General features: G+C 65.2%; 14 protein-coding genes and 1 tRNA gene. 8 read left to right on the top strand and 7 right to left on the bottom strand.

Annotated elements, in window-relative coordinates; genetic code table 11:
- Position 1: 1 nt before the first annotated feature.
- The 3 genes from AC1ROB_RS15805 to phaR form a co-directional block, all read right to left on the bottom strand.
- Entirely contained in the window at positions 2-442 is a 441-nt protein-coding gene (locus AC1ROB_RS15805; RefSeq protein ID WP_492970171.1) for a hypothetical protein, read from the bottom strand.
- A gap of 79 nt (positions 443-521) precedes the next feature.
- On the bottom strand, positions 522-2,348 hold the full coding sequence (locus AC1ROB_RS15800) for an adenylate/guanylate cyclase domain-containing protein (protein WP_492970172.1): 1,827 nt from the start codon (positions 2,346-2,348) through the stop codon (positions 522-524).
- A 61-nt stretch (positions 2,349-2,409) separates the two neighbouring features.
- Positions 2,410-3,003 carry a polyhydroxyalkanoate synthesis repressor PhaR gene (phaR, locus tag AC1ROB_RS15795; RefSeq protein ID WP_492970173.1) on the bottom strand — a complete coding sequence of 198 codons (594 nt, stop codon included), beginning with the start codon at positions 3,001-3,003 and terminating at the stop codon, positions 2,410-2,412.
- 357 nt (positions 3,004-3,360) lie between these two features.
- Here phaR and AC1ROB_RS15790 point away from each other — a divergent pair, with 357 nt between their 5' ends.
- The 3 genes from AC1ROB_RS15790 to phbB all read left to right on the top strand — a co-directional run bounded on the left by AC1ROB_RS15790 (position 3,361) and on the right by phbB (position 6,781).
- A complete protein-coding gene (locus AC1ROB_RS15790) occupies positions 3,361-4,656 on the top strand; it encodes an alpha/beta fold hydrolase (RefSeq protein ID WP_492970174.1) in 1,296 nt (431 codons plus the stop codon).
- Positions 4,657-4,774: 118 nt separating this feature from the next.
- Entirely contained in the window at positions 4,775-5,950 is a 1,176-nt protein-coding gene (locus AC1ROB_RS15785; protein WP_492970175.1) for an acetyl-CoA C-acetyltransferase, read from the top strand.
- Positions 5,951-6,058: 108 nt separating this feature from the next.
- A complete protein-coding gene (gene phbB / locus AC1ROB_RS15780; protein WP_492970176.1) occupies positions 6,059-6,781 on the top strand; it encodes an acetoacetyl-CoA reductase in 723 nt (240 codons plus the stop codon).
- A 50-nt stretch (positions 6,782-6,831) separates the two neighbouring features.
- Here the strand turns inward: phbB and AC1ROB_RS15775 are convergent, their stop codons facing one another.
- A complete protein-coding gene (locus AC1ROB_RS15775; protein ID WP_492970177.1) occupies positions 6,832-7,293 on the bottom strand; it encodes a PAS domain-containing protein in 462 nt (153 codons plus the stop codon).
- A gap of 187 nt (positions 7,294-7,480) precedes the next feature.
- On the opposite strand from AC1ROB_RS15775, the gene AC1ROB_RS15770 reads away from it, so the two are divergent.
- The 5 genes from AC1ROB_RS15770 to AC1ROB_RS15750 all read left to right on the top strand — a co-directional run bounded on the left by AC1ROB_RS15770 (position 7,481) and on the right by AC1ROB_RS15750 (position 11,774).
- A complete protein-coding gene (locus AC1ROB_RS15770; RefSeq protein ID WP_492970178.1) occupies positions 7,481-7,930 on the top strand; it encodes an RT0821/Lpp0805 family surface protein in 450 nt (149 codons plus the stop codon).
- A gap of 96 nt (positions 7,931-8,026) precedes the next feature.
- Positions 8,027-8,839 (top strand): class I SAM-dependent methyltransferase, encoded by an 813-nt coding sequence (locus AC1ROB_RS15765; protein ID WP_492970179.1) that lies wholly within the window; start codon positions 8,027-8,029, stop codon positions 8,837-8,839.
- An 85-nt stretch (positions 8,840-8,924) separates the two neighbouring features.
- Positions 8,925-9,584, top strand: a complete 660-nt coding sequence (locus AC1ROB_RS15760; RefSeq protein WP_492970180.1) for a methyltransferase family protein — start codon at positions 8,925-8,927, stop codon at positions 9,582-9,584.
- Positions 9,585-9,682: 98 nt separating this feature from the next.
- Entirely contained in the window at positions 9,683-10,900 is a 1,218-nt protein-coding gene (locus tag AC1ROB_RS15755) for an ABC transporter substrate-binding protein (protein ID WP_492970181.1), read from the top strand.
- 115 nt (positions 10,901-11,015) lie between these two features.
- Positions 11,016-11,774, top strand: a complete 759-nt coding sequence (locus tag AC1ROB_RS15750) for an SDR family NAD(P)-dependent oxidoreductase (protein WP_492970182.1) — start codon at positions 11,016-11,018, stop codon at positions 11,772-11,774.
- Between the two features lie 2 nt (positions 11,775-11,776).
- Here the strand turns inward: AC1ROB_RS15750 and AC1ROB_RS15745 are convergent.
- From AC1ROB_RS15745 to AC1ROB_RS15735, 3 genes are all read right to left on the bottom strand, one after another.
- Positions 11,777-11,851 (bottom strand) — tRNA-Gln (locus AC1ROB_RS15745).
- Between the two features lie 64 nt (positions 11,852-11,915).
- Positions 11,916-12,815 (bottom strand): 4-(cytidine 5'-diphospho)-2-C-methyl-D-erythritol kinase, encoded by a 900-nt coding sequence (locus tag AC1ROB_RS15740; RefSeq protein ID WP_492970183.1) that lies wholly within the window; start codon positions 12,813-12,815, stop codon positions 11,916-11,918.
- A gap of 6 nt (positions 12,816-12,821) precedes the next feature.
- Positions 12,822-14,567 (bottom strand): tetratricopeptide repeat protein, encoded by a 1,746-nt coding sequence (locus AC1ROB_RS15735; protein WP_492970184.1) that lies wholly within the window; start codon positions 14,565-14,567, stop codon positions 12,822-12,824.

Genomic DNA, 14,567 nt, shown 5'->3' with positions numbered 1-14,567 from the left:
TTTATACGGTCACGCTGACTTGCTGTGCAAGGTCGAGGTCCAGGCGGCCGCGCCGGGCGGCGCTGCGATAGGCGCCCAGGGCCGCATTTCGGGCCTCGGCCGGGGGCTCGGCCTCCTCGGTCTGGGCCAGCTGCTGGGTATGGTAGGTGTTGACCCCAAACGCTTCGCGCCAGGCGCGCCGGCGCTCCAGATGGGGCGGAATCTCGATCGTCGGATCGGCGGCCTCGCCACGATCGCTGCGCCGCCGCAGCAGTTCCATCACGCCCGGGCTGGCGCTGCGGGTCTTTTGCAGCAGGCTGCTGCCCTGGGTGGAGGGAGAATCGCCGGTTTCGGTGCGGAAGGGTTCCGCGGTCGTACGCTGGCGTTTACGGGTTTCGGAGGCGGAATCCGGCTGCGCGCCCGCAGGCGTGACCCCGATCCCAATAACCGCCGGATTGACCATGAAACCCCGTCCTTAAGCCCCGGACTCAAGCAGGGATTCGGTAAACGCGAGGTTAATCATGTAAAATTGTGACCGGATTTTACGGCCGATCCAGGCGATAAACGTCCACCATGCCCATGCGGCCCTTCACAGCCAGCCGGCCGACCAGCGGCGGCGGCGGCTCCAGCCGCGCCAGGCCCACGGTCTGGGCACTGGCGAGGGCGATGAACGGCTCGTGCGCCAGCTGGTGATCGTGGCCAAGCTGTTCCAGGCGCTGGGCCGTGTTCACCGTGTCGCCGACCACGGTGTAGTTGATCCGGCCGGGCGCCCCGATATTGCCGACCACCGCCGGGCCGGAATGCAGGCCGATGCGCATGCGCAGGGTTGGTTTGCCCAGCATGGCCCGGCGGGCATTGTCGGCCGCCAGCGCCTGACAGATCGCCATCACCGCCCGGCAGGCATGGGCGGCATGGTCTTCATCGCGCTTGATCGCGCCCCACACGGCCATGACGGCATCGCCGATGAACTTGTCGACAATGCCGTTCTCGGCTTCGATGCAGGCAGTGACCAGGGCGAAATGGTCGTTGAGGATTTCCGCCGTCTCCTCGGCGCTCATCTGCTCCGACATGGCGGTGAAGCCGACCAGATCGGTGAAGATGACGGTGACGTCGCGCAGCTTGCTGACATTGACGGCATCCTCGCCCTCGCGCACCAGGCGGTTGACCAGCTTGCGCGGCACATAGTTGCCGAACCAGTGCAGCGCCGCATTGGCAGCGTTGATGGCCTGTCCGGCGTCGTCCAGCTCGCGCAGACGCGTGCGATCCAGCGGCGGCGCATCGAAGTCGAGATTGCGCAAACGGTTGGCGGCGGCGCCGATGGCCAGCAGCGGCCGGCGGATCAGATGCGCAAGACGCCAGGCGATCAGCAGCGACAGCACCAGGCTGAGCAGGCCCACGGCGGCGGCCAGCTGCAGGCGGCTGATTTCGCGGTCGATCTGGTCGAAGGCGAAATAGCGGCCGACCAGCCAGGGCTTGTCGCCGAAGCTGGTGATGCGGCGATAGACAAAAATCCACTGGCGACCTTCGGCCTCGATGATATGGGCGCTGTCGGCATCGCCGAGCAGGCTGCGCGCCATCACGCGGTCGAGCCGGCCGCTCCAGATGCGGCGCAGCACGGGATCGTGAATCTTGTTCAGGCGCGGAACCGGGTTCTCCATCGAGAGGCCGTATTCGTGATTCAGCAGCGTGGGATGCGCCAGCACGAAATCGTCGTCATAGAGGATGAAGTTGGCGGCTTCGTTGTCGACGCTGTCGGTCTCGATCAGCCGCGACAGCGTCACCAGCGACACCACGGCCAGCACCTGACCGACGAAGACCTTGTCGATCACCACCGGGGCCTGGGCATTGATGAGGGCCTGGCCGATTTCGGGATTCCAGATCAGGTCGCCCCAGTGCACCGGCTTGTCATGCAGGTCGGGCCGGTTCTGCAGTTCGAACAGGCGGCGCAGCGCCTCCAGCCGCGCGGCCGCGTCGGGGTAGTCGCGCAGGCTGTCATGCAGGGCCAGCAGGTTGCCGTTCTGGCGGATCACGCGGGTGGCGATGGTGTCATTGCGCAGGAAGCCGAGGGCGTCGACCTGTGGCAGGGCGTCCAGGGCCGCGCTCATGTAATCGGTCAGGCGGCCGAGGTCGTTGACGCCGATCTGTTTGCGCTGCAATCGGGTGCGCAACGCTTCCACCTGGTCGGCGGCCGGGTCCAGCTGGTCGCGGGTGCGCTCGACAAGCTGGTTGACGATGCGGTCGTTGCGGTCGCGCAGCAGTTCCACCGTATTGAGGCGGCCGCTCAGCATGGCAATGCCATAAGCGATGCCGGCCAGCACGACGAGCAGGCCGACCGCCATGGTCAGGACAAAGGTGATGGACGGGCGCACGCGCACCCGGCGCGAGCCGGACTTCACTGGAGGCGGATTGGCAGGCGGGAGTGTGGCCCGCTCACCCCTTGGTTCGGGCAAGAGCTTCGACCTGCTTGCGCAGATCTTCCATCTGCTTTTTCAGGGTATCGACCTCGGCGGGCTTTTCACCAGCGGCGGCCTTGTCGGCATCGAGAGAGTCGCTGCCCGCCACGAAGGGGTTGAACAGCGTCATGGCGCGCTGGAACATCTGCATGTTGTTGCGGCCCATTTCCTCGATGCTGCGGAACGGGAACATCTCGCCGAAGGCTTCGGCCATATACTGGCGCATCTCGTCCTGATTGCGCTGGAACGAGGCCATCGAGATTTCGAGATAGCTCGGCACCAGGGTCTGCAGGCTGTCGCCGTAGAAGGTGATCAGGCGGCGGAGGAAACCGATCGGCAGCAGCTGCTGGCCGACCTTCGATTCTTCCTCGAAGATGATCTGGGTCAGCACGCCGCGGGTGATGTCTTCGCCGGTCTTGGCGTCCTCGACCAGGAAATCCTGACCGTCCTTCACCATCTGGCAGAGGTTTTCGAGCGTCACGTATGAGGACGTCGCCGTGTTGTACAGCCGCCGGTTTGCATACTTTTTGATCTTGATCGGCGCTGCTGTCGTCTGCTCGGTCTCGGCCACGGTTCCCACGCTCCCTAGGTCTGTTATCACACATCTTCGCGCGTATTCCTTTGTATACGCAAGTCTCTTGTGCGCCGCGAAAGGGTGGCCGGGAAAGCGTGCTTGGGTGTAGGCTGCACCCCATGAGCGATCCCAAGTCAGGTTCCGGCGAAGGCGATGCCCAGGCGCTGGCGCAGCGCTTTCTCGATCTTTGGCAGGAGCAGGCCGGCCTGCTGGCCACCGACCCGAAACTGGCTGAATTGTCGGCCACCTGGCTCAATCTCTGGAAGCAGGGCGCGGCCGCCGCGGGTCAGGCGACGGGGCAGCCCCAGACGGCAGGGCAGCCATGGGCCTGGGCTGCGGGGCAAGGAGGCGGAAATGTCGCAAAACCAGCACCCGGAGCCGCAACGCCTCGGCCCGCGTCCGCTGCCGCTGCATCTGGCGACGGCCAACCTGATGTTGCTGAGCTCGCTCGCCGTCTGGCCGACTGCGAGGCACGCCTCGCCGCACTGGAATCCGCAGCTGCAGGCCCGGTTCGCCGCGCTGGCGCCGGACCTGGCAGGCGTCGACCCAAGTGACTTCACCGCGGAACTGATCGACGCCGGTCTGGCGCGCCTGACCGCCATGAGCAGCGCCATGCTGCGTTACCGCCAGCATGAGTATCAGCGCCGGCTGCCCGATCCGCCGGTGCTGTGGCGCGAGGGCAGCAGCCGGCTTTTGTCGTTTGCCGATGATGGCCTTCCGGTACTGCTGGTGCCCTCGCTGGTCAATCGGTCCTATATCCTCGATCTGGCCGAGGGCCAGAGTCTGGCGCGCTGGCTGCCGCGGCAGGGTCTGCGGCCCTTCCTGCTCGACTGGGGCGATCCGGGCGAGACAGAGCAGCGCTTCGACCTGACCGCCTATATCGCCCGCCAGGTGCGGGCGCTGGCCGCCGTGAAGCAGGCTGCCGGCCGTGCGCCGGTGCTGCTGGGCTACTGCATGGGCGGCAACCTGACGCTGGCTGCCGCGCTGCAGGCGCCTGACGATGTTGCGGCGCTTGCCTTGCTGGCAACGCCCTGGGATTTCCATGCCGGCGGCGCCCATCACGCAGCGCTGGTGCAGGCTCTGGCACCGGCGCTGGTGCCGCCGCCTGCATCTGCCGCCGATGCGCCGCCGCCGATGCTGGATGTCGATACGCTGCAGGGTTTCTTCTGGGCGCTCGATCCGCTCACCGCCCTGAAGAAGTTCACGCTGTTCCAGGCGATGCCGCCGGGCGGCGATGCCGAACGTCGCTTCGTGGCGATGGAGGACTGGCTGAATGACGGCGTGCCGCTCGCCGGCCCGGTGGCGCGCGACTGTCTGCTTGGCTGGTATGGCGACAATCTGCCGGTGCAGGGGCGTTGGAAGGTCGCCGGGCGTGCGGTGCGGCCGCAGGACTGGCGCAAGGATACACTGGTGGTGCTGCCCGAACGCGACAAGCTGGTGCCCAAGGAAGGGGCTGCCGCTTTACTGGGCCAGTTGCCGCATCGGCAACGACTGGATGCGGCCAGCGGCCATATCGGCATGGTGGCCGGTCCGCGCGCCGAGACCGGGCTGTGGCAGCCGCTGGCCGCCTGGCTGCGGCAGGCCTCTGCTCTGCCGACGGAGCAGTCCGCAAAGCCGGTACGCCGTCGCAAGACCAAAGTGCAAGCCTGAGCCACGCTTTTGCCGGGGCGCAGGTCTTGCCGCAGTTGCGAAAAGACCGCTATCGTTTCGTCAAAATCAACGTCTCGACCTATATCAATTATATAAGTCCAGTCTGGAGGGACATCCCATGACCGATATCGTCATTGCCAGCGCCGCGCGCACGCCGGTCGGCTCCTTCAACGGTGCGCTCAGCGGCGTGCCTGCGCATTATCTCGGCCAGGTCGCCATCGATGGTGCGCTCAAGCGCGCTGGGGTTGCCGCCGCCGATGTCAGCGAAGTCATCATGGGGCAGATCCTGACGGCGGCGCAGGGCCAGAATCCGGCGCGCCAGGCGTCGATCAATGCCGGCCTGCCGGTGGAAGTGCCGGCCTGGGGCGTCAACATGCTCTGCGGCTCGGGCCTGCGCGCGGTCGCGCTGGGCTTCCAGGCGATCAAGAACGGCGACAGCGAGATCGTGGTTGCCGGCGGCCAGGAAAGCATGAGCCAGGCACCGCATGCAGCCTACCTGCGCGCCGGCCACAAGATGGGCGACCTCGGTTTCATCGACACCATGATCCGCGACGGTCTGTGGGATGCCTTCAACGGCTATCACATGGGCAACACGGCCGAGAACGTGGCCAAGCAGTTCCAGATCACCCGCGACCAGCAGGATGAATTCGCCGCCAGGAGTCAGAACAAGGCGGAAGCCGCGCAGAAGGCCGGCAAGTTCAAGGACGAGATCGTTCCCGTCACCATCAAGGGCCGCAAGGGCGACACCGTGGTGGAGAATGACGAATACATCCGTCATGGCTCCACCGTGGAAGCCATGAAGGCGTTGCGTCCGGCTTTCGCCAAGGATGGCTCGGTGACGGCGGGCAATGCATCCGGCATCAACGACGGCGCCGCTGCCGTGGTGCTGATGAGCGCGGACGAAGCCAAGAAGCGCGGCGTGAAGCCGCTGGCCCGCATCGTCAGCTGGGCGCAGTCGGGCGTCGATCCGTCGATCATGGGCACCGGCCCGATCCCGGCGTCGCGCGCGGCGCTGAAGAAGGCCGGCTGGAAGGCCAGCGATCTCGATCTCGTCGAGGCCAACGAAGCCTTCGCCGCCCAGGCCTGCGCCGTGAACAAGGATATGGGCTGGGATACCGACAAGGTGAACGTCAATGGCGGCGCCATCGCCATCGGCCATCCTATCGGCGCTTCGGGCGCCCGCGTGCTGGTGACGCTGCTTTATGAAATGCAGCGCCGCGATGCCAAGAAAGGCCTGGCCACGCTTTGCATCGGCGGCGGCATGGGCATTGCGATGTGCATCGAACGCGACTGATCGCATGAAGAAAAAGGCCGGGAGGGGAGATCCCGGCCTTTTTTCTGTACCGAAATTGCCAACATCTGACGTCATAACAGCAAAAAAGTATTCAACAGGAGGATCATCATGTCTCGCGTAGCGATTGTCACCGGCGGCACCCGAGGGATCGGCGCTGCGATTTCCCGTCTGCTGCATCAGAGTGGGTACAAGGTTGCAGCGAACTATGCGGGCAACACCGAACGCGCCAAGGCCTTCGAGTCTGAAACCGGCATCAAGACCTATCAGTGGAACGTCGCTGATTTCGACGAATGCCAGAACGGCGTCAAACAGGTGGAGCGCGACCTCGGGCCGATCGATGTCATCGTCAACAATGCCGGCATCACCCGCGATGGCACCATGCATCGCATGGGGCATGACCAGTGGCAGGCGGTGATCGATGCCAATCTGGGCGGCTGTTTCAACATGTGCCGCGCCGCCATCGATGGCATGCGCGAACGCGGCTTCGGCCGCATCGTCAATATCGGTTCGATCAATGGCCAGGCCGGCCAGTACGGCCAGGTGAATTATGCGGCGGCCAAGTCCGGCATCCACGGCTTCACCAAGGCTCTGGCGCAGGAAGGTGCGGCGCGCGGCATCACCGTGAACGCGATTGCGCCCGGCTATATCGATACCGACATGGTGGCTGCCGTGCCGGCCAATGTGCTGGAGAAGATCGTCGCCAAGATTCCGGTTGGCCGGCTGGGCCGCGCCGAGGAAATCGCGCGCGGCGTGCTCTTCCTGGTAGCCGACGAAGGCGGGTTCATCACCGGCTCGACGCTTAGCATCAACGGCGGCCAGCATATGTATTGAGGCCGGGCAATCCGGCGCTACCAGGCCCGCAGCGCAAGCTGCGGGCTTTTTCATGTCTGCGGCGGATCCAGGGGTGCCAGGGCCACCAGCAGGAAACCGATCCTGTCGTCATGGCCCGTGAACGGCAGGATCAGGCGTTCCACGGTGATGAATTCGCGCCGCGGCCCCATGAAGGGCGAACGGCTGGCATGGGGCTCGCCGCTGGCGATCACCGCCTCCATGCGGGTTATCGCCAGGCGTATCTCGGGCGTATCGCCCAGCGTGTCGAGGAAACGGCCGGTCGGGTCGTAGCCGAACAGTTCAGTCACGCCGGTCCCGGCCACCCGGTAGCGATAGCGCATGGGGTCGCCCGGATGCAGTTCGATATAGAGCAACCAGGGCAGGATGCCGCCCGGCAGGGTCAGCGGATCGATCGTGCTGCGTGGCGGCGCACGCCCGTCCGGCAGGCGGTGGCCGCTCCAGTAATCCAGAAGCCGCAGCAGCAGGGGGCTGGTAAGATCGGCCGGCAGCATTGATAAGCGGCACCAAAGCAGCAAAGACAGTCCAACGTTGCATCGCCCCCGGCTTAAGTAAAGGAAAACCGCTGTTTCCGCTGATCACACCGGCGTCAGATTTTTTTAGTCACAACCACGGCTAACACAAATCCGCCATGATCGGAGCAGAGCTTAACGCTGAAAGCAGTCCCAAGGAGGCTGTGCCATGCTTCGTAGTGCCATCGCCTGTTCCGCCCTTATCGTTGCCGCCGGCGTCATGCTGTCACCGGCGCCGGCCAAGGCCGACAGCTTCTCGTTCGGCTATTCTTCGGGTGACTACCGGCGCGGCTATTACGGGCCGCCACGCTACCACCACCATTATCACCGCCCGCCGCCGCGCTATTCCTATTATCGCTACGACTATTACGCGCCGCCGCCCCCGGTGATGTATGTTCCGCCGCCGGTGGTTTATGCGCCGCCGCCAGTCTATGCCGCGCCCCAGGTCTATGCAGCGCCGCCGATGATATCGGCCGCACCGGCTTCGCCGGTTTATGTCGCGCCGAACGGCCAGTATTGCCGCGAGTATCAGGGCGGCGTCTCGGTTGGCGGCTCGCCCCAGCGTGGTTATGGGACTGCCTGTCTGATGCCGGACGGCGCCTGGCGCGTCATGAACTGACCGTTTTCCCGCTGCCGGCGTGACCACAGTTTGGTCACGCCCATGGGCATCTGCCGTCGCTACCTCAGTAGGATGGCAACGGCAGAGGAGGCGGGTGTGGCGGCAGACCGGAAAACCTATCTGAAGCAAGGCTATCGCCACATTGGCGGCTGGCTGTTTCCCTACAGCGCGCAATTCATCGATACGCTGGCGAGCCTGCAGCGCGATGCCGAAATCCCCGGCGGCGTCGGCGAGATCGGCGTGCACCATGGCAAGCTGTTCATCCTGCTGGCCCTGGCCTTGCGGACCGGCGAGAAGGCGGTTGCCATCGATGTCTTCGGCGACCAGCATCTGAACCTCGACCAGTCCGGCGCCGGCGACCGCTTCGTCTTCGAAGGCAACCTCCACCGCTGGCTGCCCGACAGCAGGGCCGTCACCATTCTGCAGCACTCGTCTTTCGACGTTACGCCAGAAGCCATCCTCAGAGCCGCCGGCCCCCTGCGGCTGGCATCCATCGACGGCGGTCATACCGAGGCCTGCGTGGTCAACGACTTCGGTCTGATCGAAGCCGTGCTGGCGCCGAAGGGCGTCGTCATTCTGGATGACTGCTTCAATGAATTCTGGCCCGATGTGGCATCGGGTGTGGCGCGCTACATGCTGGCGCCGTCCACCAAGCTGCGGCCCTTCGCCATCACGCCGAACAAGACCTATTTCACCCTGGCTGACGATGTCGGATTCTATCGCGGCAAGCTGCGCCACTATGCCGGCTACTATTTCGAAAAGACGGCGCAGATGTTCGGCGGCGATGTCGATATCTACGGCACCCAGGCCTATACCTTCTCGCTGAAAAAGCGGGCCATCGAATGGGTCAAGTCGACCCCGGCCGCGCCCTATGCCCGCGCCCTGCATGCCGCTGTAAAAAACCGGTAACCGCGACTCCAGGTCGCACGGCGCGGTCGGAGCCGGCCCGCTGGCCTGTGCTATACTCGCCCCGATCCATTGCTCCGGGGAAACCATGTCCTTGTCCGCACCCATGCCGGCCGCCGCCGCACCGCCTGTCGTCGAAGACCGCCTGTCGCTGGTGCAGCGCCGGCGCAAGCAGTTCGCCTCCGGCAGTGGCCTGCTTCTGCTGCTGGTCCTGCTGTTCACCGAATCGATGTGGCCGTCGGAAACCGTCCTGCATGAAAGCCTGGAGCTGTTCGGCTATCTGCTGATCGTGCTGTGCATCGCCGGCCGCACCTGGTGCTCGCTGTATATCGGCGGGCGCAAGAAGCAGGTGCTGGTCGATCAGGGGCCGTATTCGATGAGCCGCAATCCGCTCTACCTGTTTTCGGTGATCGGCGGCCTCGGCGTCGGCCTGCAGGCCGGCAATCTGGTCACCGGTCTGGCGCTCGGCCTGTTCGTCTTTGCCCTGTTCAGCGTGGTGATCCTGCAGGAAGAGGCCTTCCTGAAATCCCGCTTTCCGGCCGAGTTCGCCGCCTATGCCGCCCGCGTGCCGCGCTGGGGCCCGCGTCTGGGCGCCTGGCATTCCGACCAGGAACTGACCGTGCAGACCCGTTTCGTGCTGGTCACTTTCCGCGATGCGCTGTGGTTCCTGCTGGCGATTCCGCTTCTGGAGGGAATCGAGATGTTGCAGGATGGCGGCTGGCTGCCGGTGCTGCTGCAACTGCCGTAATTCTCCGCTGTGCGCTGCAGCATGGCAAAATAGCATTTGACGATCGTTTGCCTTGCAAACAATAATCCTCCGTAACAAAAAACCACGGAGGAAATACCATGCGCACCGCTCTTCGCGTCGCGGCCCTGCTGGCTGCCGGCGTTCTGACCGCCCCCTATGCCCAGAATCAGGCCCTGGCCCAGGACAAACCGATCAAGATCGGCGTGCTGAACGACATGTCCAGCGTCTATGCCGATTTCCAGGGCCCGGGTTCGGTGCTGGCGGCGCAGATGGCAGCCGAAGACTACATGAAAACCAGCAAGCGCAAGGTCGAGGTGATCTTCGCCGATCACCAGAACAAGCCCGATGTCGGCGCCAACATGGCGCGCCAGTGGTATGACGTGGACGGCGTCGACGTGATCGCCGACCTGCCCAACTCGGCCGTGGCCCTGGCGGTGAACCAGATCGCAAAAGACAAGAACAAGACCGTGCTCGGCTCCGGCGCCGGCAGTTCGCTGCTGACTGGCGAACAATGCTCGGCCAATTTTGTGCACTGGACCTACGACACCTGGTCCTACGGCCATTCGGCGGCCCGCGCCGCTTTCGATCAGGGCGGCAAGAAGTGGTATTTCATCACGGCCGACTATGCCTTTGGCCATGATCTGGAAAAGCAGGCCAGCGACGAAATCAAAGTGCTGGGCGGCACCATTGTCGGCGCGGCCCGTCATCCGGTCGGTGTCAGCGATTTCAGCTCCTTCCTGCTGCAGGCGCAGTCGTCCGGCGCCGATGTGGTGGCCTTCGCCAATGCCGGCGGCGACCTGACCAACTCGCTGAAGCAGGCCGCCGAATTCGGCCTGGCGGAGAAGCAGCGCATTGTCGGCCTGATCTTCGGCGTCACCAACGTCCCGGCGCTCGGCCTGAAGGCGGTGCAGGGCCTGCAGTCGGTCGCGCCGTTCTACTGGGACATGAATGACGGCACGCGCGAATGGTCCAAGCGTTTCCAGGCCCGCCATGGCAAGAAGATGATGCCGAACGACATGCATGCCGGCGTCTATGCCAGCCTGATGCATTATTTCAAGGCGGTGGACAAGGTGGGCGGGCAGGCCGATGGCCGCGCCGTGGTGGCGGCGATGAAAGCGATGCCGACCGACGACGCGCTGTTCGGCAAGGGCACCATCCGTATCGACGGCCGCAAGATGCATCCGATGTATCTGCTGGAAGCCAAGAAGCCGGCCGAGTCCAAGGGCGACTGGGATTACCTGAAGGTGGCGGGCACCGTGCCGGCCGAGAAGGCCTTCCGTCCGCTGGCCGACGGCAATTGCCCGCTGGCGAAGTAAGCCTTTTGAACACGTGAGGCCGGCGCCGGATTGCATCCGGCGCCGGTTGCTTTTCTACTTCTCCGCAACGAAACGCCGGACCCGGCGTTGGTCTGGACCGTTTGCGGAGGACGCTATGAAGATTGTGGCCATCACCGGCGGGGCGCAGGGCATCGGCCGCGGTATTGCGCTCGCCTTCGCCGATGCCGGTTATGCGGTTTCGATCGCCGATCCGGCCCATGATGCCGGCAGCGAACTGCTCGACATCCTGAAAGGTCGCGGCGCCAAAGCCAGTTTCGCGGTGACCGATGTATCCGATCCCGCCGCCGTGGAGGCCTGGATTGCACAAACCATACGCGAACTGGGTTGCCCCACGGTTCTGGTCAACAATGCCGGCTTCATGATCCGCAAGCCGTTTCTCGATCTGCCGCTGGAAGATTTCGATGCCGTGATCGCCGCCAACCTGCGCGGCACGTTCATCTGCTCCCAGGCGGTGGCGCGCGAGATGGTGAAGCGCAGCGAAAGCGGCGGCTGCATCATCAACATGGCCTCCACGCGCGCTTTCATGTCGGAGCCCGGCACCGAGGGCTATTCGGCGTCCAAGGGCGGCATTGTCGCGCTGACCCATGCGATGGCGATCAGCCTGGGACCGCAGCGCATCCGGGTGAACAGCATCAGTCCCGGCTGGATCGAGACACGCGACTGGCAGTATTCCAAACGCGCTGAAACGCCTAAGCATTCGAACGAAGACCGCGAGCAGCATCCGGTCGGCCGCATCGGCAGCCCTGAGGATATCGCCGAGGCCTGCCTCTATGTCGCGTCAGCGGGCTTCATGACCGGCCAGAACATCGTCATCGACGGCGGCATGAGCGTGAAGATGATTTATGCGGAGTGAAATGGCTGGGGCGGGAGGGATCGAACCTCCGAATGGCGGTACCAAAAACCGCTGCCTTACCGCTTGGCTACGCCCCAGCAGATCCCTGTAGAAACAGGGCAGGTCAAGCGGGGCGGACAATACTGGGGGCGGAAGAGGGTTTCAACCCGCCGCGGTCGCCGCCACCCACCATTTCGGATGGGCGCGACCGATATTACGGGCGGCGAAATCGGCCTCTTTTCTGTCGGCGAACAGGCCGAAGCAGGTGGCGCCCGAGCCGGACAGCCGCGCCAGCAGGCAGCCGGCCTGGGCCCGGATCGCCGCCAGCACCGGGTCGATCTCCGGCGCCATGAACCGCGCCGGCGCTTCCAGGTCGTTGCGGCGCGCCCGCAGCAGGATGGCCAGATCGGCGGCGCTGTCGGGCCGGCGTTCCAGCGGCTGCGGCGGACCGAAGCGGCCGCCCAGTGCGGCAAAGACATCCCGGGTCTCCAGCGCGATGCCGGGATTGACCAGCACCAGCCAGAGCGGCGGCAGGGTCGGCGCCGGTGTCAGCTGCTCGCCGATCCCCTGCATCAGCGCGGCGCGGCCGAGCAGGCAGGCCGGCACATCGGCGCCGAGCTTGACGGCGGCGCGGCTTAAACCCTCGTCATCCAGTTCGATCTGCCAGAGCGCGCGCAGGGCATGCAGGGTGGCGGCGGCATCGGCCGATCCGCCGCCGATGCCCGAGGCCACCGGCAAGGTCTTGGTCAGCGTCAGGGCCGCACCCTTTGCCGCGCCGGTCTGCAGGTTCATCGGCTGCAGCAGGGCGGCGGCGCGTAGCACCAGGTTGTCGGTCGCATCGGCCTGCAGGATTTTCGCCTGCGGGCCTTCGATGGTCAGGGACAGGTCTTCGGCAGCCGCGGCGGTCACCCGGTCGCAGGCGCCGGCATCCTGCGCAAACACCACCAGGCTTTCCAGGCTGTGATAACCGCCATGTTCCGCATGGTCTGGGCGCTTGCCGGTGACATGCAGGAACAGATTGATCTTGGCCGGCGCCAGCCGGCTCAGCGCCGCGGCCGTCATGACGTTCTACTTGGCGGCGACCGGGTCGAGACCGTGATCGATCTTGCGCTGGACCGTCAGTCCCAGTTCCTGTTCGGGATTGAGGCCGAGGGCGCGGCGCCACTGGAACCGCGCCTCTTCCTGACGGCCGACACGCCAGTAGGCATCGCCCAGATGATCGGTAATCACCGGATCGCCGCCCTTGAGTTCGACGGCGCGCTCCAGCTGCACCACGGCTTCCGTGTATTTGCCCTGGCGATAGAGCGCCCAGCCGAGTGAGTCGACGATGGCGCCGTCATTGGGACGCAGTGCTACGGCGCGTTCGATCATCTTGGTGGCGCGCTCGACATTGCGATGCATGTCGACCCAGGAATAGCCCAGATAGTTCAGCACCAGCGGCTGGTCGGGCTGCAGCTCCAGGGCCTTCACCATATCGGCTTCGCCCTTGTCCCACTGCTTGGAGCGTTCGAAGGCCACGCCACGGCCGAACAGGATGCTCCAGTGGCGCTGTTCCAGACGCGGAATGCGGTCGAGCGCCGCCGTATATTCCTTCGCCGCCTCGGGCCATTTCTCCATCTGGCGATACATATCGGCCAGCGTCAGCAGCGCCATCGGGCTGGCCGGTTCGGCCGAGGCCATGCGGCGCAGGATGCGCGCGGCTTCGTCGGTGCGGCCAAGCTCGTTGATGCACCAGGCCGAGCGCAGCTGGGCGCTGGTCGTCAGGGCCGAGCCGGTCGACACCTTGCTGTACATGTTCAGCGCCTGGTCGAAGCGGTTGCGGCCCTCGTAGATGTCGCCCAGCAGCATGCGGGCATCGTCCAGGTCGGGGCGCATGAACAGCGCCAGCTGCAGGTGCAGCTCGGCCAGCTCGCCGCCATCGGAACGGCCCAGCGCCGAGGCCGAGGCGAACATGGCTTCGGCCATGCCTTCCACCGCATTGCCGACCAGGGGTTCGACCGCCTGGCCACGACGGCTGTCGAGCCGGCGTAGGGCATGCAGCAGCACGGGATTGTCGGGGTTGAGCGCCAGCTGTTCGTTCAGCAGGCTGCGCGCTTCCGCGCCGCGGCCCTGACGTTCGAGGAACCGGGCATAGCCGTCCACCAGCCGGTTGCCGGCGCCGCGGTCGCGGCCCTCGATGGCATCGCGATAGGCAGCCTCCGCCGGCTCGGGCTGGTTGACCACTTCGAGCAGCAGCGGCTTGAGATGCACATAGACGCCGCTGAGCAGCGGATGGCGCTCCAGCTTCTGCAGATTGCTCATCGCCTGGTCGCTTTCGCCCTTGCCGGCATGGGCGAAGGCGGCAAGCAGCGGATTGAAGGCGGCATGGATGCCGCCGCTGGGGCCGGCGGCCACCAGTCTCAGCACGCCGTCATAGTCGCGCGCCAGCATCATGGCCGAGGCCTGGGTCATGCGCGGCAGGTATTCGGCCGGATTGATCTGTCGCAGCACCGGCACCAGCGTGACCGCCTCATTCACGCGGCCATCGGCGATTAGGGCAATGAAGGCGCCCTGGGCCAGCATGCTGCTACCCGGGTCGTCGCGCAGCGCCCGCAGGTAATAGTTGGCGGCGGCGGTGTTGTCGTTGTGCTCGCGTGCATGGCGGGCAGCGAGGAAATTGCCATACGGGCTGTCGAGACGATACGTGCCGCGTGTCGAACCCTTATTCGAACCGCTTGGTCCGCCGCAGGCACTCAGCGGCAGAACGATCGCCAGCAGCAGGGCTGCAGCGAGCGAGGAGGAGAGGCGAATACGGGAGGCGGCTGTATCTGTCAT

This window comes from Ferrovibrio sp. GW821-FHT12F09, assembly GCF_058806775.1.
This window is presented reverse-complemented; position numbering and strand designations above follow the sequence as displayed.